The sequence below is a fragment of the Sphingomonas sp. PvP056 genome, from assembly GCF_040549155.1.
Taxonomy (GTDB): Bacteria; Pseudomonadota; Alphaproteobacteria; order Sphingomonadales; family Sphingomonadaceae; genus Sphingomonas.
On sequence record NZ_JBEPST010000006.1, the window covers coordinates 266686 to 290026 of the forward strand.

Sequence of the window (23341 nt, forward strand, 5' to 3'; positions counted from 1 at the left end):
CAAGGTTCAGACGCGCATCGGCATGAGCACGTACAGCGCCGCGGACTTGTCATTCTCGCGGATCAGCGTCGGGGCGGCGGCATCCGCCAAGTGGACCTCGATCGTGTCGCCATCGAGCTGCCCGAGGATGTCGAGCAGATAGCGGCTGTTGAACCCGATCTCGAAGCCGAGCGCGGTGTAGTCGCCGGGGACTTCCTCCGCCGCGGTGCCGTTTTCGGGCGAGCTCACCGACAGGATGATCTTGTCGCGATCGAGCGCCATCTTGACCGCACGGGTCTTCTCGGTCGCGATCGTCGAGACGCGGTCGACGCCTTCCTCGAAGCTGCGCGGGTCGATCTTGAGGATCTTGTCGTTGCCGGTCGGGATCACGCGGCTGTAATCCGGGAAGGTGCCGTCGATCAGCTTGGAGGTCAGTAGCGCCTGCCCCAGATCGAAGCGGATCTTGGTCGGCGACATCGACACGCCGACCGACCCGTCGATCTCGTCGAGCAGCTTGCGCAGCTCGGCGATGCATTTGCGCGGGATGATGATGTCCGGCATCGATTCGGCACCGTCGGGCCGCGGCATCGTGACGCGCGCAAGGCGGTGGCCGTCGGTCGCGGCGGCCTTGAGCACGGGGAGCGGATCCTCCGATACGTGCCAGAAGATACCGTTCAGATAATAGCGCGTTTCCTCGGTCGAGATCGCGAAGCGCGTCTTGTCGATGATCTGCTTGAGCGTCTCGGCGGGCAGCTCGAAGCTGACCGGGAGCTCGCCCTCGGCGATTACCGGGAAATCGTCGCGCGGCAGCGTGCCGAGCTGGAACTTGGCGCGCCCCGCCATGATCGTCATCTTGCCCTCGGCCGCGCTCAGGGAGACCTGGCTGCCCTCGGGCAGCTTGCGCGCGATGTCGAACAGCGTGTGCGCCGACACGGTGGTCGAGCCGGGCTGGTCGACCGCGGCAGCGATCGTCTCGTTGATCTGAAGATCCAGATCGGTCGCCATCAGCTTCAACCCGCCCTCGGCTGTCGCCTCGATCAGCACGTTGGACAGGATTGGAATGGTATTGCGCCGCTCGACCACCGACTGGACGTGGCTGAGCCCCTTCAACAAGGTTGCGCGTTCGATCGTCGCCTTCATGCCGTTCCCCCGGGCCGATGCCCCATTTTCAGCCCGTTCCGGTGCGCACCGGGGGCAATTCGCCGTGTGCCTTTCCTTAAACATAAAAGGGGCCGGAGCAAGCGCCCCGACCCCTCTTTCCCACAGCTAAATCCGCCGTGGGCCGTCTCGTTTCCAGTCGTAACCGACCGAATCAGAAGCGGAAGCCGACGCCTGCGAGGACCTGGTGACGGTCTGTGTCGACGCCGAAGTTGTTGGTGTTCGCGCCATTCGCGAACTCGAGACGCGCATTGCCGTAGTTCGAATAGCGATACTCGACCTTGGCATAGGTGCGCGGCGTGATCGCCTGCTCGAGGCCCGCACCGACGCGGTAGCCGTCGAGCGTGTAATGCTCGCCGGTGGTGACCGTGCCGTTGTTCGCGGTCAGGTCGAGGCGGGCGTTGGTGTAGCCACCCTTTGCGTACAGCAGCGTCGCCGGGGTCAGCTTGTAGCCGACGCGACCACCGACGTAGAAGTCGCGACCGGCCTTGACGCGGCCATAGCCGAGCGCCGCGGCGTCGACCGGATTGTTGGTGACCTTGCTGGTCGACCCGGTGACTTCGCCTTCGATGCCGTAGACGATCCGGCTGCCGTTATCGAAATCATAGCCGATGTCGCCGCCGTAGGTCAGGCCGTCGGCACCGCGGTCGCCGCGGATGCTCGAATCCTCGGTGCTGCCGGGCTTGAGATTGTCGTAGCCGAGCAGGACGCCGGCACGGGGGCCGTTGAACGCGCGGTCGGAAGGGGGCGGGCCGTCCTGGGCCAGTGCGGGGGCTGCCATGCCGAGACCGAAAGCGGCTGCGGCGGCGGTGAGGACGATCTTGCGCATAGGGGGTACTCCAATGGTGTTCGCCCGCCGCTGTGTGAGCCTGTGTGCGGCGGGGAAGGCTCAGATAGGCGCTCCGCCGGGGGCTTGCATGAACCTCAGATAAACGCGGAAATCCGTTGCTTTTGGGCCACACGGGGTTGAAGACGCGGCCATGGATTCCAACGCCCAGAAGCTGTCGCAAACCGCCAACATCTCGCCACGGAGCGGCCGCGATTACATCGCGCGGCACGGCGAAACGGTCTTCAATGCGGCCGGACGGTTACAGGGCGAGCACCCGCACACCCCGCTCACCCGCGCGGGTTTCGCGCAGGCCGAGGAGATGGGACGTGCGCTTCGGACAAAATTAGGCGCGAAACCTGTGCTGACGCTATGGGCATCGCCGACCGGACGCGCGTTGCAGACGCTCGCGGTGATCGCGGAACACCTCGAACTCGACTGGCACGGCGCGAAAACCGACTCGCGACTGGTCGAAATCGGGACCGGCGACTGGGCCGGGCGCTATTATGCGGACCTAGCGGCAGAAGGGCTGAAGGTCGTCGACCGCGCGACCGGGTTGCTCCACCCGGCCCCGAACGGCGAACACTATCCCGCGATCGCGGCGCGCGTGTCGGGCTGGCTTGCCGACACGCAGGACGATCCGGGTGACCGGCTCGTTATCATGCACGGCATCTCCAGCCGAGTGTTGCGCGGGGTGATGACCGGCGCACCCGAGCTGCCCGGCTATGGCGCACCCGCCGCCCCGGGCCTTCCGCAGGGGTCGCTCGTGCTGATCGAGCGCGGGCAGGAGACGCTGGTCCATCGCGGCGCGGGGCATGCCCCGGCGTGAGCCGCCGGGCGCTGGCGGCGCTCGCGCTGGTCGCAGCGCCCGCCGTTGTCATCACCGCCGCTACCACCGTTGCCGCCGCCCCGATGGCGAACGGTGGCGCACGCGAGACGATCGGCATCTTCAATCGCTGGGGCGCATTCGCGGATGCCAGCCCGCCACGCTGCTATGCGATCGCCCAGCCGGTCACCGCCGGCGGTGCGGAACGCTGGCGCCCGTTCGCGAGCATCGCCTCCTTCCCGGATCGGCGATCGGGGGGCGGTGCGCGCAATCAGATCCACCTCCGGCTCAGCCGCGCACGCAATCCGCAGGCCCGCGTCACGCTGTCGGTCGGGGAACGCCGCTTCGACCTCGTCGCCTCCGCAGCCGACGCATGGGCCCCCGACACGCGCACCGACGCCGCGATCGTCTCGGCGATCCGCGCCAGCCGCAGCATGAGCGTGGAGGCGCTGGGTCGTAGCGGCACGCCGTTTGCCGACGTCTATGCCTTGCGTGGAGCCGCGACGGCGATCGACGCAGCGGCGCTGGCCTGCCTCGGACGGTAGCGCGCAGGGCGGGTCAAACGTCGCTATGGTTGCACAGACGCAGGACGGGAGCGTCAGGCGGATATCTACGCCAAGCGGTTGATAACCATACGATAATGCCTGGTCGCAAGGTCAGCTGTCGGAGTGGCGCAGGGTTCGCACGATGAGGCTGTTGTGGAGGAGCTGGATCGCGACCAACAGCGCGCCACTCCCGAACATCACCGGTCACACGAGCGCCTCCTGCCCGGCGCGCGGCGGAAGCGTCTGCGACAGGACCGCCACAACCCCCAGCACGCCCGTCGCCAGCACCGGGATGAACGCCAGCGCCACAGCGCGCGGCGCGCTCCAGGTGACCTTGCCGTCGAGCCACCATTGTATCGGCAGCCGCAATTCGTGGCGGAAGCGCATATTTGCGAGGATTGCCGACACGATCGTCGTCACGCCGACCGGAATTACGACACCAAGGTAAGCCATCGTGCGAATCTCCGGGCGGATCATACCAGCGCCACAGGAGCGCTCAAAACAGAGCAGGAAACGTAACCGACATGGCTAACGCCGAATTTACCAAATTCCGTCTCAATTCAGGATCCTGTTAACTAAGCTGTCAAGTTGATCAGCCCCCTTTTTTGGAGAAATACGGTCCCAGCCAAACCGCCGACGAAAGATAGTGTAATGCGTAAACAGATCGCCTTCGCCTTTGCCGCTGCAATGCTTGCCGCTGGCCCCGCCCATGCCACCAGCTTCCTGGTATCGACCACCACCGCCGGCAATACCGGCAGCAGCGACTCGGGACGCATCTATACCGCGACCAACGGCAGCGGAAAGCTGAACGTCAAGGTCACCGGTTGGTCCAGCATTAACGGCGTGATCGACAATAGCGCGGTCGGCTCCTACGGCACCGCGGGCCTCGGGATCATCAACCGGAACGAGACCGGCGCGAACGGCACCCACCAGGCGGACAGCTCCGGTGGCACCGATTTCTTCCTGCTGCAGTTCGACCAGGCCGTGAAGCTGACCTCGGCGGTCTTCAACAGCTATGCGTTCAACGGCTATGCGCCCGACAATAACGCGCTGCTCGGCTGGGGATCGACCACCGCCGCCTGGAACAGCACGCTGCCGATCGACGGATACAGCTATGCCAGCCTCGCGAGCGCGTTCAAGGGAACCGCGACGTCCATCGGCACCGGTGCGAGCGGATCGCGCGGGATCGCGCTGGGCGACCAGGCGTTCGGCAACGTCTGGATGATCAGCGCAACCACGCCCGACGGCGGCAAGGCGTATGATGCCTTCAAGCTCGGCGGTTTCAGCGTGAGCACCATGGCCGCCGTCCCCGAGCCCGCGACCTGGGCGATGATGCTGATCGGCTTCGGCTTCGCGGGGGCTGGCCTGCGCTATCGCCGTCGCCAGACGGCGGTTTCCTTCGCCGCGGCCTGATTGGTCCGTCGCTTCGGCGCATGAGAAGGCCGCCAATGTTCCGGGAGGGGCGTTGGCGGCCCCTTCTGTGTTTGTCATGCGGCGCTCGTCACAAACGCCGATGACATGCTTGAACCATTGAGCCTCGCTTACGGACGTTTTCGTGCGTCCGCTTACGTGACCAAAGGCTGCCGGTGACTTTTCCTGCACGGCGATCACGTTCCTATCGTCTGAACGTCGCACCGTGATGCAAAGCCGACGTCAACTGCGCCGCTTTGGTGCATTACACGTATCGAGATCGGACAGCCTAGTAGCACAGGGCCGCTGTCGGATTGCTTGAACGCACTTCGTGGTTCGGAGCAAGCCGACCACCCTGGAGAACCCCGTAGCCTCGACGGGTCCAAACTCCATCCTTCCAAATCGCCCTGACCAAACGGGCATCGTGGCGGCAGGAAGATCAAGAAGGCCTACCACGCTGGCAAGGCACTGCGGAGAGCCAGTCACCTCGATATTCACGCGCTGAGGTGGTTCAGTCTCCCCTGCATGGCAAGCAGCGCAAGTAAACACCGCAACGATCGCAAGCTTGATCGTCATTGCTGAACGCTCCTCATCGTGGCGAACGTCCGCAACAGTCCCACGACTGCGTCGACCGAGCTTGCGTTCGCAACGTTAACCATATTGACCCGGCCATTGCATGCTGCCACCAACGTCTTCAAATAAACATCTGATCCGGAAGTGTTTTTTGCATGGCGCGCGATAGCAGGATCGATACGATACGCGGCTTTGCAATGGTTACCATCATTATCAACCATTTTTCGTTTCTGTCGGCGGAGCTTGGAATGACGGGCCCTCAAATACCGACTACCACTACATTTTCGGTTTCGTCCGCAGCGGAAATATTTGTAGCATTATCAGGCTACATGGTTGGAATGGTCTACGTCAGTAAACCTAACGCAACAACGCTATTGATAGCTAGAGCTGCAAAACTCTATGCATGGAACTTCGCGCTTTTCGTCACAGCGGCGCTATTAACATTAGTAACAGATCAACGTTTCAACGCGGTTGCGCACTTTACACCTTTAACGTCAGATCCAATACAGGCAACAACTTACTTTTTGATCATGACCTATGGTCCTTTTCTACTGATCATTCTCCATTTGTACGTCATGCTTCTTGTCGTAAGTCCGATGGCAGTTTGGCTCATTCGCCGCTCACCACTGTTTTTGGTAATATTCTCAGTGACAGTATATATGGGATTCCAGGTTTGCGTGCGATTTTACCCCGAACTAGGTGGTTCGCCTAATCCCCTCGAAAAGAGCCCTTGGGGATTTCACCCGTTGGCATGGCAAGTGATATTTTTCGTCGCCATGGCGGGTGGCAGCGTCCGGTTGCATGATCGCGCCTTCGCCATACTGGAAAAACAGCGATGGATATTCTGGGTAACGCTGGTTCTGTTTATTTCAATTGGAACATTAAAGACTTTTCTGGATATTCCACGAATTCCACTTACCGATCACGGGACTCTTGGACCAGCAAGAGCTGCACACGCTATACTCGTTGTTTTACTTTATGCCGGGGTGGTTACAGTTTTGAAAAGCCACCTTGATAGTTTGCTATTTCGATCGTTCGCCTTGATAGGGCGGCACAGTCTAAACGCGTTTCTGTTTAGCACTGTGGCGACATTTATCGGTCTATATATATGGCAGCAGCTCGGGTTGGGTTGGCTCGGCTATATGATCATAACAGTACTTTTGATCGTAGCGACTTGGGGAGCGGCTAAACATTGGGACAAACGTAAGTTTGCCCAGGCCCTAGGATCAGAATCCATAAACGGGATTCCCTTGGGGGCTCGAGTCTGAGTTCCGGCTCGGATCTAGTCGATCTGCCCACCCAAGCGTTTGGTCCCGGAGTGTAGAGATACGGTCGATCTCAATTCGGCTGGAATCGTTTGTCCAAAAGCGTGCAAGATATTCGTAGGACGTGAGGCCGCGCATCTCGAGACGACGCGATTGATTCCGACATGGAGGTGGAAATTGGCCTCCAGCGTATGCAAGCCGTCATCGAGGCACCAGCGTGTGGCGGCGGAACGCTGCAACCATCGCTTTCCCCGCATTGCTTCCCCGGCGAAGGCCGGGGCCCAGTAGCGGAGGTGGAGGTAACGAAGCGCAATCGCTCGCACTCTTCTGCCTTTCTCCTGGGCCCCGGGCTTCGCCGGGGAAGCGCTACACCGAATGCCTAGTGCAAGCATCAGCCGCCGCAACGCTGTCGCAAAGTGCCATATTTCGACTGTGTCGAACCTCGACACTTTAGCGAACGATGTGTTTTCTTTCGAAACAGCGGGCAACCAGCGTCGCGACGGCACTCTCTGGACCAACGCCATCCGAAGACCGTCACATCCTGCAAGCCCCCCCGCAACGCCCAGATCACCCTCCCCCCGCACAGGGAGTAGAAAATCCCGCCATTTTCCCCTATGTGCAGCCCCATGCAGACAGCACCAGCCTACGCCATGCCCATTCCGGGGCATATCGACCCCGTACCCGTGCCGCGCGCGCTGGTGCTGCGCAGCGATGGGCGAATCGATCTACTCGGGCTGTCCAAGCTCGATCTGCGGATGGCGCTAGAAACATCGCAGCTCGACCCCAAGCAGGCGAAGCTGCGCGCCAAGCAATTGTGGCACTGGATCTACAATCGCGGCGTCACCGACTTCTCGCTGATGACCGACATCTCGAAGACGATGCAGCCGTGGCTCGAGCAGCGCTTCACGATCAGCCGCCCACAAGTGGTCGAAGCGCAGGTGTCGACCGACGGGACTCGCAAGTGGCTGCTCCGCACCGACGACGGCAATGATTACGAGATGGTGTTCATCCCCGATGCGGACCGCGGCACCTTGTGCGTGTCGAGCCAGGTCGGCTGCACGCTCAATTGCCGCTTCTGCCATACCGGCACGATGCGGCTGGTGCGCAACCTCAGCCCGAGCGAAATCGTCGGGCAGGTGATGCTCGCGCGCGATGCTTTGGGCGAATGGCCGAGCCAGCCCGAGGGGCGGATGCTCACCAACATCGTGATGATGGGGATGGGCGAGCCGCTCTATAATTTCGACAATGTCCGCGACGGGTTGAAGATCGTGATGGACGGCGACGGGATCGGCCTGTCGCGGCGGCGGATCACGCTGTCGACCTCGGGCGTGGTGCCGCTGATGGCGCGCGCGGGGGAGGAGATTTCGGTCAACCTCGCGGTGTCGCTCCATGCCGTCACCAACGAGATCCGCGACGAAATCGTGCCGATCAACCGCAAGTATAAGCTCGAGGAAGTGCTGCAGGCGTGCGCGGACTATCCGGGCGCGAACAATGCGCGGCGGATCACGTTCGAATATGTGATGCTCAAGGACAAGAACGACAGCGACGCGGATGCGCGCGAGCTGGTGCGGTTGCTCAAATTCTATGACCTGCCGGCGAAGGTCAATCTGATCCCGTTCAACCCGTGGCCGGGCGCGCCCTATGAATGCTCGACGCCCGAACGGATCAAGGCGTTCTCGAACATCGTGTTCGATGCCGGGATCAGCGCCCCGGTCCGCACCCCGCGCGGGCGCGACATCGATGCGGCGTGCGGGCAGCTCAAGACCGCGAGCGAGAAGAAGACCCGCGCCGAGCTCGACCGGCTGGCGGAAGAGAAGCAGGCGGCGCTGGGCTAGGGTTGCTCTGGGGGGGACTAACACCCCCCGTTCGGGCTGAGCGAAGTCGAAGCCCCTCTCCCCCCACGCGACCCAGCTAATGAGGCGGCCCTTCGACTGCGCTCAGGGCGAACGGGGTGGGGGGATCAGGCCGGGCCCTCCCCCTCCAGCCCATAGAAGTCGACCGCCGCACCGTGGAACAGCCGGTCGATGTCCGCGCCCGCCGCGCGCGCCATCCGCAGCGCATCGTCGTGCCAGCGCCGCCAGTCGTCCCCCGACAGCCGCACGACCGGCCAGTCGCTCCCCCACATCAGCCGCGGCCCGAACGCCTCGACGAGGTGCCCGACATAAGGCGCGAGCGCGTCCGCTGGCTGGCCGGGGGCCTGTTCGGTCCGCAGCCCCGACAGTTTGCACTGCACCCCAAGCCCGGCGAGCGCCGCGATGTCGCCGCGCCACGGGTCGAGCGTGCCGGTCGCGGCGAACGGCTTGGCGGCATGGTCGATCACGATCGGCAGATCGGGCCAGCGCTCGACGAAGCGCGCGAACATCGGCAGATGACGCGGCTGGACCAGCGCATCGAGCCGCAACCCCGCCGCCTGCATCGCCGCGATCGCAGGGGTAAGCGCCTCGCCGAGCAACCAGTCACTATCCTCGATCGCCTGCAGCATCGGGCGCAGGCCGCGCAACAGCGGGTTCGCCGCCAGCCCAGCGATACGATCGGGCGCGGCGGGATCGGCAAGATCGACCCAGCCGACCACCGCGCGCACCAGCGGCGTCCGCTCTGCCAGCGCGAGCATCCAGTCGGTATCAGCATCGGTCGGCTGCGACTGGACCAGCACGCTTCCCGCAAGGTCGAGGCCGTCGAGTGAGGACAGCAAGTCGTCCGGGCCGAAGTCGCGGTGGATCGGCGCTTCCGCGACGGTCGGCCATTCATGCCCGGGCGTCGTCAGCGACCAGAAATGCTGGTGCGCATCGATCCATCGCGTCATCATCGTGTTCCCGTGCAAGTCCTTCGCCGGGATGCCCTTTGCGCAGCCCGGAGGCCAGCCCTGCGTACTTTACAAATAGCGCATCCACGCCTGTCCGCTCCGCCGCTTGACCTGCGTGAACGCGCGGCACGCGAACCACCCCGGCACCGCGACCGCCGCCGCGATCAGCCACAGGCTCGCGACGTTGTCCACGCTGACCAGCGGTGCGTCGTGCGGCACGATCAGCCCGATCGCGCGATTGAGACCGTGGAGGGCGTACAGATGCACCACGTAGAAGAACAAGGGCACGGCACCGAACACCGCAAGCCCCTTGCCCAGACCCCCGCCCCACCGCTCGAAACCAGCGAGCAACGGCAAGCCCAGCCCCAGCGTCACCAGCAGAAAATCGGCAGACGGCGGATATTTGGTGAGGTTGAGCACGCTCATCGCGGTGGACAGCGCATCCTGCCCACTCACCCACGGGGTAGGATCGCCATAGACGTTGGTGGCGCGCAGCAGCGCGAACAAGGCGAGCGCCGCGACCCCCACGCCGACCAACCGCCGCCCGCGCATCGCAGGCGTCACCGCTCGCGCAAACCACGGCCCGATCGCATAACCCAGCATGATCACGCCGATCCACGGCAGCACCGGATAGGACGTCCGCGCCTGTGCGCCCCACGGCAGGTCAATGAAGCCGCGATCGTGCAGGATCGCCCAGGGGGCATGCCACGCCGATCCGGCCGGTGCTTCGATCCCGTCGAGCAGATTGTGCCCGAGCACGATCGCCAGCCCGAGCGCGATCAGCCCCCACCGTGGCAAATGCAGCAACCCCGAAAGCGCGATCATCGCCACGCCGATCGCCCAGATGACCTGGAGGTAGATCAATCCGGGGGTCGGATCGAACGACCAGGCGAAGCTGACCACGGTCAGTTCGAGCGCGACCAGGAACAGCCCGCGCTTGAACAGGAAAGCCGATGCCGCGCCCGCCCCGCCTTTCGCGGCCCCGTACAGATACGCCGCGAGCCCGGTCAGCATCAGGAACACCGGGGCGCAGAAATGCGCGGCGAAGCGCGTGAAGAACAGCTCGGGCGGCGTTGTCGCAAGGGTCATCGGGTCGCTCACCTGCGCGTTGAAATAGAAGAACTCACGCGTGTGATCGACCAGCATCAGCAGCATCACCAGCCCGCGCAACGCATCGATCGACCCGATACGATGAGACGATAGCGCCTGGGGTACGGGGACTTGCGCGATCGGTGCGGGATCGCGCGACGCGCTTGACAGACTAGGGTTCATGCGAAAGGGGATGGTACAACATATCCCGAAAGGCAAGCCTTGCGCTATCATCTCCTGGCGGCAGCGATGTCGTCGCTCCCGTTCGCGCCCGCCGAAGCGGAACCGCGCGAGGCACCGCCGGTGGAAACCTCTGTTCCCGAAACCAGGGACGGTGCGGACGCGGATGGCAGCGCCGACATCGTCGTTCTGGGCACGCGCCGGACCAGTGTCGACCGGGCGCTGTCGTCGGACGCGATCACCGAACGCATGTCGCCATCGAGCCGGTCGATCGAACGCGACCTGCTGAGCGCCGCGGGCACCTATCGGCTGGCGGACGCGCTGGAGCTCGTCAGCGGGGTCAGCAACCAGAACAATCGCGGGGGTTTCCTCGACAATTTCGCGATCCGCGGGTTTCTCGGCACGCCCGACGGCGGGGCGGAGTATTATGTCGACGGCTTCCTCGCCAACCGGGGCCTAGCGCCGCCGCGCGATCCCGCGACGGCCGAACGGATCGAGCTGCTCAAGGGCCCGTCGGGCGCGATCTTCGGTGACATCGATCCGGGCGGGCGCGTCAACATCGTCAGCAAGACCCCGCAATCCAAGGCCGCCGCATCGGCGACCTTCACCTACGGGTCGTTCGACACGCGGCGAGTCGAACTCGACGCAACCGGGCCGCTCACCGGCACGCTTTCGGCGCGGCTGGTGGTCGCGGGCGAAGATAGCGACGGCTGGCGCGATTTCGTGACGCTCAGCCGCCGCGTGATCGCGCCGTCGCTGCGCTGGTCGCCGTCCGCCGACGCGCAGCTGACCTATGTCGGCGAGATCACCCGATTCGACGCGCCGTTCGACCGCGGGATCCCCGCGATCCGCGGCGACGCCAATGCCGTGCCGCGCACCCGTTTCTATGGCGAGCCCGGCGACGGTCTGACGCGCTTCCGCAACCAGCGGCATCAAGTGACTGGGGTGTTCGGGCTTGGGGACGGCTGGTCGTTAAACGGTGGGATCGCCTATCGCACGGGAACGCTGACGGGGTTTTCGTCGGATCACGTCCAGCTCCGCCCCGACGACCGCACGCTGTGGCGCCAGCGCCGCCAGCGCGACTATGCGGTCGATGACCTGTCCGCCCGCGCCGAACTGTCCGGACGGATCGGCGCGCATCGCGTCGCGGTCGGGGTGAAGGGCTATCATCTCGACTATCAGGACCGCTACCTCCGCCGCACCCCGACCGCCGCCGCGCCTTATGCGATCGACGTCTATGCGCCGGTCTATGGCGGCCCCGCCCCCACGCCGGTTCCCTTCGTCGACAATCGCGAAAAGCGCTGGGCGGGGACGGTCTATGTCCAGGACATGTGGGAAGCGACCGAGCGGCTGACGCTGTCGGGCGGGCTTCGTGTCGATCCCTACCGCCAGCGGCTCGCCAATGTGCGTACCGGGCTCACCGTGCGGCGCGTCGATGCGCCCGTGAACGGCCGGGTCGGCGCGCGCTATCAGGTCGCGGAGCATGTCGCGCTCCACGCCAATTGGGGGGAGAGCTTCCTGCTCAATTCGGGCACCGACCGGTTCGGCACGGGTTTCGGGCCGGAAACGGGCAAGGGCTATGAAGTCGGGGTCTCGGGGGCCTGGCGCGGGATCGACGTCGCGGCGACGTGGTTCGACATCACCAAACGCGGCATCCTCACCAACGACCCGACCGACCCCGGCTATCTCGCGCCGGTCGGGCAATTGTCGAGCAAGGGCATCGAGCTCGACGGATCGGTCAAGCTGGGGCCGCGCTGGCAGATCGTCGCCAATTACGCCTGGACTCGCGCGCGCACCGACGACGCCACCTTCGCGACCGACCGCGTGCTCAACGTGCCCGAGCATAGCGGCGGGATGTTCGTGCTCGGGCGGTTCGGGACCACGCCCGGGCTCGGCCTGTCGGGAAGCGCGGGGCTGGCCTATGTCGGCGATCGCGCCGGCGCGATCGACGCGAGCGGGCTGGTGCTGCCGGGTTACGTTAAGGCCAAGGCGTCCGCCGAATATGGCGTGTCGCGGCATGTCTCGCTTCGGCTCGAAGCCGACAATCTGTTCGATGCGCGTTATGCGCAGAGTTCGTATAGCCCGGTCTGGGTGTTTCCTGGTTCGCCGCGGACGGTGCGGTTCAGCGTGCATGTCCACGGCTAGGGGGGATTGGGTTTCGGGTTGGTCGCTTGATGCCGTTCGGTCGGTTGGGGCGGTTCGGTTGCCCTACCCGTTCGGGCTGAGCGAAGTCGAAGCCCCCCTCTCCTCGCAAAAGTCGGTTTGCGTGGCGAGAGGCCCTTCGACTTCGCTCAGGGCGAACGGTAGTGGGAGAGGCCGAACTCCCAAAGTGGTCTTTTCAGCCGGGAAACCGCTGCAACGGAAGCACCAGCCCCGCCGCGACGAAATAGCTCGCATTGACCTGCCCCGCCACCGCCTGGTTGAGCCGCCCCGCCGCATCGCGAAATGTGCGGCCGAGCGGATGATCGGGGACGATCCCCATTCCCACCTCGTTGCTCACGATCACGATTGGCAACGGACTCCCGGCGATGGCATCCAGCAGATCCTCCGTAGCCCCCGCAATGTCATGCTCGCCGAGCATCAGGTTGGACAGCCACAGCGTCAGGCAATCGACCAGCACCGCGCCCGTCTCGACCGAAGCGATCGCCGCGGGCAGCGCGAGCGGGCACTCCACCGTGCGCCAGCGTTCGCCACGGTCCGCGCGATGCCGCGCGATCCGGTCCTCCATCTCGCCGTCGCGGCACTCGGCGGTTGCGAGATAGGCGAGCGGGCCCGCGCAGGCCTCGGCAGTTTGCTGCGCGAGGCGGCTCTTGCCCGAGCGGGCACCGCCCAGGAATAGTGTCGTCCGTGTCACATCTTGCCCTTGCCCAAAGCGCGCTCTAGACGCGCCGATGCGACAGGTTCCCAGAGATGGGATGAAAAGGGAACCCGGAAGCGCGCGGGCACGCGCGTCATCCGGGGCTGTCCCCGCAACTGTGACCGGCGAGTCTTGCTCCATTCGTGTGCCACTGGATCCCCGGATCCGGGAAGGCCGAGCCAGACGACGACCCGGGAGCCAGGAGACCTGCCTGTCGCGGTTGTCCTTCGTCCGGCCGGGGTGTGCCGCGCGATCGGGGTTTTCCTCGTGAGACGACGTGGTTGGGGTCGTGCGCGGGGCGGAAAGCGGAATTCCGAGTCAGCGTCGTGCGTGCCCCCGTAGCTGTTGCGAAGGGGAATTCCGTGAAGACCTGTGCCTATCTGATCCTGCTGCCGAGCATTGTCGCCGCCGCGCCCGTGTTCGCCGAAAGCGCGCAATCCACCGCCACGCTGGAGCAAGCCGCCGCTGCATCGCAGGATATCGTCGTCACCGCCAACCGCGCGGCACGCCCGGCGGATACCGTCGGCCAGTCGGTCACGGTGCTCGACACTGCGACGATCACCGAGCGCCAGGCGGTCGTCGTGTCCGACCTGCTGCGCCAGACGCCCGGCGTCACCGTGGTGCGCAACGGCGGGATCGGCACCACCACCTCGGTCAGCATCCGCGGCGCGGACAGTGACCAGACCGTCGCACTGATCGACGGGATCAAGCTCAACGATCCCTCCGCTCCCGGTGGCGGGTTCAACTTCGGCAATCTGCTGATCGGCAACATCCAGCGGATCGAAGTGCTGCGCGGCGCGCAATCGGTGCTGTGGGGCAGCCAGGCGATCGGCGGCGTCGTCAACCTCATCACCCGCCAGCCGACCGAGCAGATCGCGATCAACGCGCGCGCCGAGGGCGGCGGCTATGGCACCGCGCAGGGCTTCGCCAACGTCTCGGGCAAGGTCGGGCCGGTCTCGGCGAGCATCGGCGGCGGCTATTACGGCACCGACGGGATCTCGGCCTACGCCCCCGGCACCGAGCGCGACGGGTACCGCAACTATGCCGCGAACGGCAGCCTGGGGATCGCACTGGCCCGCGACGTCTCGGTCGACCTGCGCGGTTTCTATACCAACAGCCGGACCGACATCGACGGTTTCCCGCCCCCCAACTTCACCTTCGGCGACACGCGCGAATATGGCGATGTGGAGCAATGGCTCGGCTATGCCGGGCTCAACGCCGCCTTGTTCGACGGGCGTCTGCGCAATCGCTTTGGTTACGCGCATACCGACACCGACCGGCGCAACATCGACCCCGATGGCGACCCGACCGAGACGTTCCGGGGGATCGGGCGCAACGACCGGCTGGAATATCAGGGGACCGCGAACGTCACCTCGGCGGTGTTCGCGACCTTCGGCGCGGAGCGGGAAGTGTCGCGCTTTTCCTCGTCGAGCTACGGCGGGCCGGTCACGCGGGGCCGGGCGCGGCTGTTCAGCGTCTATGGCCAGTTGGCCGTCACGCCCGTCACCGGGCTGACCGCGACCGGCGGCGTGCGGCATGACGATCACAATGTGTTCGGCGGCGCGACGACCTTTTCGGGCAGCGGCGTCTATTCGCCCAATGGCGGCGCGACCACGCTGCGCGCGAGCTATTCGGAAGGCTTCAAGGCGCCGACGCTGTACCAGTTGCAGAGCGAATACGGGAACACGGCGCTGAGCCCGGAACGCTCGCACGGCTGGGATGCGGGGGTCACGCAAAAGGCGCTGAACGGCGCGGTCGAAGCGAGCGCGACCTACTTCCACCGCAACTCGTCCGATCTCATCACCTTCGTGTCGTGCGACGGACCGCTCACGGGAATTTGTGCCGATCGCCCGTTCGGCACCTATGACAATATCGCGCGGACTCGCGCGCAGGGGGTGGAGCTGACGCTGCTGCTGCGTCCGGTCGAGCCGCTGACGGTGAGTGCGAGCTACACCTATCTCGATGCGGTCGACCGTTCCGCCGGCACCGCCACCTTCGGGCGCAAGCTGGCACGGCGGCCGGACCAGAGCATCACGGTCAACGCCGATTACCGCTGGAGCTTCGGGCTGACGACCGGCGCGACGCTGACGTCGGTCGGGGACAGTTTCGACAACGCATCGAACGCGCGGCGGCTCGATGGTTATGTGCTGGGTGACGTGCGCGCGTCCTTCCCGGTTACGAAGAAGGTCGAGGTGTTCGGGCGGGTCGAGAACGTGTTCGATACGAAATACCAGACGATCTACCAATATGGTCAGCCCGGCCGCGCTGCCTTTGGCGGCGTCCGCCTGACGTATTGAGCGTTGCACGCGCGCGATCTTGCCCTGTTCCACGCGCACGGCGGGCGCGTGGACGCCGCGCGTGCGACGTTCGGCGGGGATGACTGGATCGACCTGTCGACCGGGATCGCGCCCTGGGCGTGGCCGGTCGCGGGCGTGCCGCTCGGGTGGGAGCAGCTTCCCGAGCCGGGCGCGATCGCGGCGCTCGAGGCCGCGGCGGCGGAGGCGTTCGGGGTGACGGATCCCGCGCGGGTCGTCGCGGTGCCGGGGAGCGACCTCGCGATGCGGCTGCTCGCGCGGGTGATCGCTGCGCGGCGACCGTGCGTGGTGCGGCCGGGCTATGCGGGGCATCTCGCGGCATGGCCTGACGCGGTTGCCGTGGCACCGGATGCCATGCGTGGCCTTGCGAGCGGTTCCCCCGCGCAGGAGCATGGCGGCGTGGCGGACGCCGACATGCTCGTCCTCGCCAGCCCGGCCAACCCGGATGGACGCGTCACCGATCCCGCGCTGCTGCGCATGCTCGCGGGGCGGATGACCGTGGTGGTGGACGAAGCCTATGCCGACCCCGCGCCGGGCCTGTGCCCGGATGCCGACGACCGCCTCGTCGTGTTGCGTTCGTTCGGGAAGTTCTACGGCCTCCCCGGGGTCCGCCTCGGGTTCGTCATCGCAGGAACCGATCTTGCCCCGCAACTGCGCGCGTTGCTCGGCGACTGGCCGGTGTCGTCCGCGGCAGTCGCGATCGGCACTGCGGCGTATCGCGACCAGCACTGGCACCGCGGACAACAGGCGCGCATCACCGAGACGGGCGGCTTGCTCGACGAAGTCTTGCGCGATGCGGGCCTCCCTGTCGTCGGCAGCGCGCCGCTGTTCCGGTTGATTGCATGCGACGGTGCGACAAAGCTGTTCGAAACGCTCGCGCATCATGCCATCCTGACTCGTCCCTTCGCCGACCAGCCCGACCGGCTGCGCATCGGCCTGCCGCGCGGTGCGGCAGGTCTCGTCCGTCTCGCCACCGCGCTCGAGGAGTTCCCCCGATGACGACCGAAACCCCGGAAGATTTCGCCCGCCACAACGCGCGCAGCAAGCGCATCGCCGCCGCGCGCGAGCGGATGCAGGCGCGCCGCACGCTCGAACGCGGGCTGCTGATCGTCCACACCGGCAACGGCAAGGGCAAGTCCTCGTCCGCGTTCGGGATGGCGATCCGCAGCATCGGCTGGGGGATGAAGGTCGCGATCCTGCAATATGTGAAGGGCAAGTGGGAGACGGGCGAGCGCAACTTCTTCGAAGCCTACCCCGATCTCGCGACCTTCGAGGTGATGGGCGAAGGCTTCACCTGGGACACGCAGGACCGAGAACTCGACATCGCCGCCGCGCGCGCCGCATGGGAGCGGTCGAAGGAAATGATCCTCGATCCGGGAATCGAGTTCGTGATCCTCGACGAACTCAACATCGTGCTGCGCGACGATACGTTGCCGATCGCCGAGATCGTCGCGTTCCTGAAGGATCGCCCGCTGACCAAGCATATCTGCATCACCGGGCGCGGCGCGAAGCCCGAATTGCTCGAGATCGCCGACCTCGTCACCGATTTCACCGAAGTGAAGCACCCCTATAACGCCGGGTTCAAGGCGCAGAAGGGCGTCGAGTTTTGATCCGTCTGCTCGCTCTGCCTATTGCGGCGGCGCTGCTGACCTCCGCCGCGCCGGTGCGCCCGCCGCGGATCGTGTCGATCAACCCGTGTATCGATGCGGTGCTGGTGCGCGTCGCCGATCCCGCGCAGATCGCCGGAATCAGCCACTATTCGCAGGACCCGCGCGCGACCTCGATCCCGCTCGGCATCGCCAATCGCTTCCATGCGACCTCGGGAACCGCGGAAGAGGTCGTCGCGCTGCGCCCCGACATGGTGCTGACCGGCCCGCATACCGAGCCCGCGACCGTCGCCGCGCTCAAGCGGCTGCACATTACGCTGGTGCAATATAAGGTGCCCGAGAGCGTGGCGGAGAGCATCACGCAAGTGCGCGACATCGCCGCCGCCGTGCGGCATCCGGAGCGCGGGGCGGCGCTGGCGGCGCGGATCGCGGCGGCGGCGACGCCATCGCGCGCTACGCCGGTCTCGGCGTTGATCTGGCAATCGGGCGGCCTTGTCCCCGGCAGCGGCACGCTCCCCGACGAATTGCTCCGCCGCGGTGGGTTCCGCAACATGAGTGCTGCCTATGGCCTCAAGAAATGGGACGTGCTGCCGCTCGAATATCTCATCGCCAAACCGCCGCGCGTGTTGCTGTCGGCCGCCGCCGCCGAAACGGGCGAGGATCGGGTGACGTCGCATCCGGCGGTGCGGCGTTTGGCGCAGCATATCGCGGTCGCGCCCTACCCGACCCGGCTGATGAACTGCGGCGGGCCGACGATCATCGACGCGATGGCGCGGTTGCGGCAAGTGCGCAGCGGGTTCGCGGCATGACCCGGCTCACGCTCTGGCTGGTGATCGCACTCGTGCTGGCGGCCTGCCTGTCGGTCGCTTCTGGCAAGATCTGGGTCCCGCTCGACGCCTGGACCGCCGCCGATCCGCGCTCGATCATCATCGTCGAACTGCGGCTGCCGCGCACCTTGCTCGCGCTGCTGGTGGGGGGTGCGCTCGGGCTGTCGGGGGCGGTGATGCAGGGGTATCTGCGCAATCCGCTTGCCGATCCCGGACTGTTCGGGGTGTCGTCGGGCGCGGCGTTCGGCGCAGTGGTGTCGCTCTATTTCGGTTATGCGGTACAATTGTGGTTGCTGCCCGCCTTCGCGCTGGCCGGGGCCGGCGTGACGATGGCGCTGCTCGCGCTGATCGCGGGGCGATCGGGGAGCCTGATCCTTTTCACGCTCGCAGGCATGATTTTGACGAGCATCACCGGATCGCTCACCGCGCTTGCGATCAGCCTTGCGCCGACGCCGTTCGTCACGTCGCAGATCGTGACGTGGCTGATGGGCGCGCTGACCGATCGCAGCTGGGACGACGTCAGGGTCGCGCTGCCGCTGATCGTCGTGGGCGCGGCGCTGCTCGCGACCACCGCGCGGTCGCTCGATGCGCTGACGCTCGGCGAGCAGGCGGCGCGTTCGGTCGGGGTCGATCCGGGGCGGTTGCAGCTTGTCGTGATCGCGGGCACCGCCTTGTGCGTCGGCGCGGCGGTGGCGTCGGCGGGGATCATCGGGTTCGTCGGGCTGATCGTCCCGCATATGGTGCGCCCGTTCGCGGGGAACCGGCCGTCCGCGATCCTGCTCCCCTCCGCGCTCGGCGGAGCGGTGCTGCTGACGGTCGCGGACAGCCTCGTCCGGCTCGCGCCGACGGTGAGCGAGTTGCGGCTGGGGATCGCGATGTCGATGCTGGGCGGGCCGTTCTTCTTGTATCTGCTGATCCGCATGCGCCGGAGGCTTGCATGAGCGTCCTCGCCGCCGAGGGGATCGGCCTGTCGCTGGATGGCAAGCGCATCCTCGATTCCGTCAGCCACGTGTACCGCCGCGGGCGGGTGACCGCGCTGCTCGGGCCGAACGGTGCGGGCAAGAGCACGCTGCTCGATTGCCTCGCCGCACTGCGCAAGCCCGACGACGGCGCGGCGACGCTCGACGGGCAGGACGTCCAGCGGATCGACCGGCGGGTGCGCGCGCGCGCGATCGGGCTGCTGCCGCAGGCCGCCGACGTCCACTGGAACATCGACGTCGCGACTCTGGTAGGCCTTGGGCGCCTGCCGCACCGCGGACGCTGGGGCGAGACCGCGGCGGATCGCGACGCGGTCGCGCGCGCGTTGGCAGCGACCGACATGACCGGGCTCGCCGACCAGGGGGTCGAGCATCTCTCGGGCGGCGAGCGCGGTCGTGCGTTGCTCGCGCGCGTGCTGGCGGGGGAGCCCGAATGGCTGCTCGCCGACGAACCGCTCGCGAGCCTCGATCCGGGGCATCAGCTCGACGTGCTCGCCCGGTTGCGCAGCATCGCCGATGCGGGGAGCGGGGTCGTGCTGGTGCTGCACGACCTGCATCTGGCGGCGCGCGTCGCCGACGATGCGGTGCTGCTGCGGGGCGGCAAGGTCGTCGCCGCCGGTCCTGCTGAGGACGTGCTGACTGCGCCGCTGCTCGCCGAGGCGTATCGCGTCGACGTCGAGATCGGGCGGACGCCGGCGGGCCACCGCTTCATCCTGCCGATCGCGCGGTGAACCATGCCGCGCTGCTGCTCCCGATGCTGATCGCGGAAGCCGCGCTCGGCTATCCGAGAGGCTGGTGGCACCCGGTGATGGCGGTGGGGACGCTGATCGACACGGTCGAGCGCCGCTGGAACCGCGGCGACGCGGTGCGGCAGCGGCTCGGCGGGATCGCCTTGCTCGGCGTCTTGATCGGCGCGTCGGCGATCCTCGGCGGCGGGATCGAGCGGATTGCGGGGCATGGCTGGGGGCTGGCGATCGTCGTGCTCGTCGGCACGACGGGCCTCGCGCAGCGCAGTCTCGACGATCACGTCCGTACCGTGCTGCGTCCGTTGGCCACGGGGGATCTGCCGGAGGCGCGGAATGCGGTCGCGATGATCGTGGGCCGCGACACCAATACGCTCGACGAAGCGGGCGTCGCCACCGCCGCGATCGAAAGCCTCGCCGAGAGTTTCTGCGACGGCGTCGTCGCGCCCGCCTTCTGGTTCGTGCTCTTGGGCTTGCCGGGGCTGTTCGCGGCGAAGGCGATCAACACTGCGGATTCGATGATCGGCCACCGCACGCCGCGATATGTCTGGTTCGGCTGGGCGGCGGCGCGCGCGGACGATGGCGTCAACTGGCTCCCCGCCCGTTTGTCGGGCGTGCTGCTTTGCCTGGCGGGGCGCGGCGGCTGGCGGACGATGCTGCGCGATGCGCGACACCATGCCTCGCCCAATGGCGGCTGGCCCGAAGCCGCGATCGCAGGCGCGCTCGCGCGTACGCTGGGCGGGCCGGTCAGCTATGATCGCGAACCCGCGATGCGTGCGATCCTTGGCCAAGGCCCCCGCCCCGCCGCGCACGATCTGGCGCGCGCGCTGTGGATCTACCGGGTCGCGTGCATGCTGCTATGGCTGATCGTTGGTGGGATCGCATGGCTGGCGTGATGTTGCAGGGGACCGGGTCGGACGTCGGCAAGTCGGTGCTGGTCGCGGGGCTGTGCCGCGTGTTCGCCAATCGCGGCCTCAGTGTCCGCCCGTTCAAGCCACAGAACATGTCGAACAACGCTGCCGTCACCGCCGATGGCGGCGAAATCGGCCGCGCGCAGGCGTTGCAGGCGATTGCCGCACGGATTCCCGCCAGCGTCGACATGAACCCGGTCCTGCTCAAGCCGCAAAGCGACCGGACCTCGCAACTCGTCGTGTGCGGCAAGGCGCAGGGCACAATGCGTGCGGGCGATTACTGGCGGCGCAAGCCAGAGCTGCTCCCGCAAGTGCTTGCGGCCTATCACCGGCTCCGCGGCGAGGCGGACATCGTCGTGGTCGAGGGTGCGGGCTCTCCCGCCGAGATCAACCTGCGCCGTGGCGACATCGCCAACATGGGGTTTGCGCGCGCAGGCGGAGTGCCGGTCGTGCTGGTCGGCGACATCGATCGCGGCGGGGTGATCGCTGCACTGGTCGGCACGCAGGCAGTGATCGACCCCGCCGATGCCGCGATGATCCGCGGGTTCCTGATCAACAAGTTCCGCGGTGACGTGTCGCTGTTCGATGACGGACTCTCCGCCATTACCGCGCGCACCGGCTGGCGTAGTCTCGGCGTCGTGCCGTGGCTCGCGGATGCGGCGCGGCTTCCGGCGGAGGATGCGGTCGCGCTCGGGCGCGATACAGGCGATGGTGCGGGCCCGCTGATCGCGGTGCCGATGCTGTCGCGGATCGCCAATTTCGATGATTTCGACGCGCTCGCGCATGAGCCCGGCGTGCGCCTTGCGATGATCCCGCCGGGGCAACCGTTGCCTGGCGATGCAGCGCTGGTGATCCTGCCCGGGACCAAGGCGACGATCCCCGACCTCGCCTTTCTGCGCGCGCAGGGGTGGGACGTGGATCTCGCCGCACATGTCCGCCGTGGCGGGCGGGTGCTCGGGATTTGCGGCGGCTATCAAATGCTGGGGAACACGATTGCCGATCCGAACGGGATCGAGGGCGAACCCGGATCGGTCGCGGGATTGGGCCTGCTCCCGATCGACACGGTGATTCATGCCGACAAGCGCACCCGCCCGATCAGCGGGCGGTTCGCGGACGCGGAGGCGCGCTTTACCGGATATGAGATTCACGCAGGCGTCACGACCGTGGAGTCGTCGGCACCGCCGCTGCTGCGCTTCGACGACGGGACTCACGACGGGACGACCGCGCGCGACGGGCAGATCGGCGGCTGCTACGTCCACGGCCTGTTCGATCAGCCGGAAGCCCGCACGTGGCTAGTCGCGAGCCTCGGCGCGGTGTCGGACGGGCTCGATCGCCGCGAGACGATCGACGCCGCGCTCGACGCGATCGCCTTGCAGCTCGAACGCGTGGTCGACGTCGACGCGCTGCTCACCATTGCAAAGGACGCCGGATGATCGACGAACACACCGTCTGGGCGCATCTCGACGCGCTCGCCAAGCCGCGCCGCAGCCTCGGGCGGCTCGAGGAGATCGCGGTTGCGCTCGCGCTGACGCAGGGGCGGATCGATCCCCGCACTAAGCCGCGCTGCGCGGTGCTGTTCGCGGGGGATCATGGCTGCGTCGCGGACGGTGTTTCTGCGTGGCCCTCCGCGGTGACGGGGATGATGGTCGGCACGATCCTCGCGGGTGCGGCGACGAGCAACGCGCTGGCCGCTGCGACCGATTGCCCGCTGCGATTGGTCGACGTCGGCGTCGCGGGGCCGCGCCCGGTCGACCCGCCCGCCTTCTTCCGCGATGCCCGGATCGGCGACGGCAGCGCGAGCCTCGCGCACGGCCCCGCCCTGACGCGCGCGCAGTTCGACGCTGCGTGGCAGGTCGGCGTGGACGAAGCAGAGCGTGCGGTTGCAGAGGGGGCCGCGCTATTGATCGCGGGCGAGATGGGGATCGGCAATACGACGCCCGCCGCGTGTCTCACCGCGCTGCTGACCGGGCTCGACGGCGCTGCCGCGGTCGGGCGGGGCGCGGGGGCGGACGATGCGACGCGCGCGATCAAGGCGCGCGTCGTCACCGACGCGGTAGCCCGCGCGGGGCCGCTGCTGGCGGCGGATCCGACGACGGCGATCGCTTCTGTCTGCGGCTATGAACTCGCCGCAATGGCGGGGTTCTACGCGCGCGGGGGCGCACTTGGCTGCACGCTGCTGCTCGACGGCTATGTCGCCACCGCCGCCGCGCTGATCGCCGAGCGGCTCGCGCCGGGCACGGTCCGCAGCATGATCGCGGGGCATCGCTCGGCCGAACCGGGGCACGCCGCAGCCCTCGCCGCGCTCGGGCTGGTGCCGATCCTCGAATGGGAAATGCGGCTCGGCGAAGCGAGTGGCGCGCTGGTCGCGCTGCCGTTGCTCGATGCTGCCGCGGCGCTGCTGCGCGACGTCGCGCGGCTCGACGCGATCGGCGCGGACCGGGCGGACTGAC

21 protein-coding genes and 1 riboswitch are annotated in these 23341 nt (G+C 66.7%); of the genes, 15 read left to right on the top strand and 6 right to left on the bottom strand.

Annotation, left to right across the window (positions count from 1 at the left end; translation table 11 throughout):
* Positions 1–6: 6 nt before the first annotated feature.
* Together dnaN and ABIC17_RS15565 are read right to left on the bottom strand one after the other, a co-directional pair.
* On the bottom strand, positions 7–1119 hold the full coding sequence (gene dnaN / locus ABIC17_RS15560; RefSeq protein WP_131530146.1) for a DNA polymerase III subunit beta: 1113 nt from the start codon (positions 1117–1119) through the stop codon (positions 7–9).
* Between the two features lie 172 nt (positions 1120–1291).
* Entirely contained in the window at positions 1292–1966 is a 675-nt protein-coding gene (locus tag ABIC17_RS15565; protein WP_354283277.1) for an outer membrane protein, read from the bottom strand.
* A 151-nt stretch (positions 1967–2117) separates the two neighbouring features.
* On the opposite strand from ABIC17_RS15565, the gene ABIC17_RS15570 reads away from it, so the two are divergent.
* Together ABIC17_RS15570 and ABIC17_RS15575 are read left to right on the top strand one after the other, a co-directional pair.
* Entirely contained in the window at positions 2118–2792 is a 675-nt protein-coding gene (locus ABIC17_RS15570) for a histidine phosphatase family protein (protein WP_354283279.1), read from the top strand.
* On the top strand, positions 2789–3334 hold the full coding sequence (locus tag ABIC17_RS15575; protein WP_354283282.1) for a hypothetical protein: 546 nt from the start codon (positions 2789–2791) through the stop codon (positions 3332–3334). Before ABIC17_RS15570 ends, ABIC17_RS15575 begins: the two co-directional genes overlap by 4 nt.
* A gap of 204 nt (positions 3335–3538) precedes the next feature.
* Here the strand turns inward: ABIC17_RS15575 and ABIC17_RS15580 are convergent, their stop codons facing one another.
* On the bottom strand, positions 3539–3787 hold the full coding sequence (locus ABIC17_RS15580) for a hypothetical protein (protein WP_354283284.1): 249 nt from the start codon (positions 3785–3787) through the stop codon (positions 3539–3541).
* A 198-nt stretch (positions 3788–3985) separates the two neighbouring features.
* Here ABIC17_RS15580 and ABIC17_RS15585 point away from each other — a divergent pair, with 198 nt between their 5' ends.
* From ABIC17_RS15585 to rlmN, 3 genes are all read left to right on the top strand, one after another.
* Positions 3986–4747, top strand: a complete 762-nt coding sequence (locus ABIC17_RS15585; RefSeq protein ID WP_354283286.1) for a PEPxxWA-CTERM sorting domain-containing protein — start codon at positions 3986–3988, stop codon at positions 4745–4747.
* 725 nt (positions 4748–5472) lie between these two features.
* A complete protein-coding gene (opgC, locus tag ABIC17_RS15590) occupies positions 5473–6585 on the top strand; it encodes an OpgC domain-containing protein (protein ID WP_354283287.1) in 1113 nt (370 codons plus the stop codon).
* 623 nt (positions 6586–7208) lie between these two features.
* A complete protein-coding gene (gene rlmN, locus ABIC17_RS15595) occupies positions 7209–8417 on the top strand; it encodes a dual-specificity RNA methyltransferase RlmN (protein WP_354283289.1) in 1209 nt (402 codons plus the stop codon).
* A 125-nt stretch (positions 8418–8542) separates the two neighbouring features.
* Here rlmN and ABIC17_RS15600 read toward each other — a convergent pair whose 3' ends face one another.
* Together ABIC17_RS15600 and ABIC17_RS15605 are read right to left on the bottom strand one after the other, a co-directional pair.
* On the bottom strand, positions 8543–9388 hold the full coding sequence (locus tag ABIC17_RS15600; protein WP_354283291.1) for an amidohydrolase family protein: 846 nt from the start codon (positions 9386–9388) through the stop codon (positions 8543–8545).
* A 66-nt stretch (positions 9389–9454) separates the two neighbouring features.
* Positions 9455–10657 carry an acetyltransferase domain-containing protein gene (locus ABIC17_RS15605; RefSeq protein ID WP_354283293.1) on the bottom strand — a complete coding sequence of 401 codons (1203 nt, stop codon included), beginning with the start codon at positions 10655–10657 and terminating at the stop codon, positions 9455–9457.
* A gap of 39 nt (positions 10658–10696) precedes the next feature.
* Here ABIC17_RS15605 and ABIC17_RS15610 point away from each other — a divergent pair, with 39 nt between their 5' ends.
* Positions 10697–12799 carry a TonB-dependent siderophore receptor gene (locus tag ABIC17_RS15610; protein WP_354283295.1) on the top strand — a complete coding sequence of 701 codons (2103 nt, stop codon included), beginning with the start codon at positions 10697–10699 and terminating at the stop codon, positions 12797–12799.
* 193 nt (positions 12800–12992) lie between these two features.
* Here ABIC17_RS15610 and cobU read toward each other — a convergent pair whose 3' ends face one another.
* Complete coding sequence (cobU, locus tag ABIC17_RS15615) at positions 12993–13508, bottom strand: bifunctional adenosylcobinamide kinase/adenosylcobinamide-phosphate guanylyltransferase (RefSeq protein ID WP_354283296.1); 516 nt, start codon at positions 13506–13508, stop codon at positions 12993–12995.
* A gap of 27 nt (positions 13509–13535) precedes the next feature.
* A riboswitch (cobalamin riboswitch) is annotated at positions 13536–13740 on the top strand.
* Between the two features lie 133 nt (positions 13741–13873).
* Here cobU and ABIC17_RS15620 point away from each other — a divergent pair.
* Genes ABIC17_RS15620 through cobT form a run of 9 tightly spaced genes read left to right on the top strand, consistent with a single transcriptional unit; the run spans position 13874 to position 23340 of the window.
* Entirely contained in the window at positions 13874–15808 is a 1935-nt protein-coding gene (locus ABIC17_RS15620) for a TonB-dependent receptor plug domain-containing protein (RefSeq protein ID WP_354283298.1), read from the top strand.
* 3 nt (positions 15809–15811) lie between these two features.
* Complete coding sequence (locus tag ABIC17_RS15625; protein WP_354283300.1) at positions 15812–16825, top strand: aminotransferase class I/II-fold pyridoxal phosphate-dependent enzyme; 1014 nt, start codon at positions 15812–15814, stop codon at positions 16823–16825.
* Entirely contained in the window at positions 16822–17436 is a 615-nt protein-coding gene (cobO, locus tag ABIC17_RS15630) for a cob(I)yrinic acid a,c-diamide adenosyltransferase (RefSeq protein ID WP_354283302.1), read from the top strand. The genes ABIC17_RS15625 and cobO overlap by 4 nt, the downstream gene beginning before the upstream one ends.
* Positions 17433–18242: an ABC transporter substrate-binding protein gene (locus ABIC17_RS15635; RefSeq protein WP_354283304.1), complete on the top strand. Its 810-nt coding sequence runs from the start codon at positions 17433–17435 to the stop codon at positions 18240–18242. The genes cobO and ABIC17_RS15635 overlap by 4 nt, the downstream gene beginning before the upstream one ends.
* Positions 18239–19201, top strand: coding sequence for a FecCD family ABC transporter permease (locus ABIC17_RS15640; RefSeq protein WP_354283306.1), 963 nt, complete (start codon positions 18239–18241; stop codon positions 19199–19201). The genes ABIC17_RS15635 and ABIC17_RS15640 overlap by 4 nt, the downstream gene beginning before the upstream one ends.
* On the top strand, positions 19198–19968 hold the full coding sequence (locus ABIC17_RS15645) for an ABC transporter ATP-binding protein (protein ID WP_354283308.1): 771 nt from the start codon (positions 19198–19200) through the stop codon (positions 19966–19968). The genes ABIC17_RS15640 and ABIC17_RS15645 overlap by 4 nt, the downstream gene beginning before the upstream one ends.
* Positions 19965–20876 (top strand): adenosylcobinamide-phosphate synthase CbiB, encoded by a 912-nt coding sequence (cbiB, locus tag ABIC17_RS15650; RefSeq protein WP_354283310.1) that lies wholly within the window; start codon positions 19965–19967, stop codon positions 20874–20876. Before ABIC17_RS15645 ends, cbiB begins: the two co-directional genes overlap by 4 nt.
* Positions 20864–22324, top strand: coding sequence for a cobyric acid synthase (locus ABIC17_RS15655; protein WP_354283384.1), 1461 nt, complete (start codon positions 20864–20866; stop codon positions 22322–22324). Before cbiB ends, ABIC17_RS15655 begins: the two co-directional genes overlap by 13 nt.
* Positions 22321–23340, top strand: a complete 1020-nt coding sequence (gene cobT, locus ABIC17_RS15660; RefSeq protein ID WP_354283312.1) for a nicotinate-nucleotide--dimethylbenzimidazole phosphoribosyltransferase — start codon at positions 22321–22323, stop codon at positions 23338–23340. Before ABIC17_RS15655 ends, cobT begins: the two co-directional genes overlap by 4 nt.
* Position 23341: the final 1 nt, after the last annotated feature.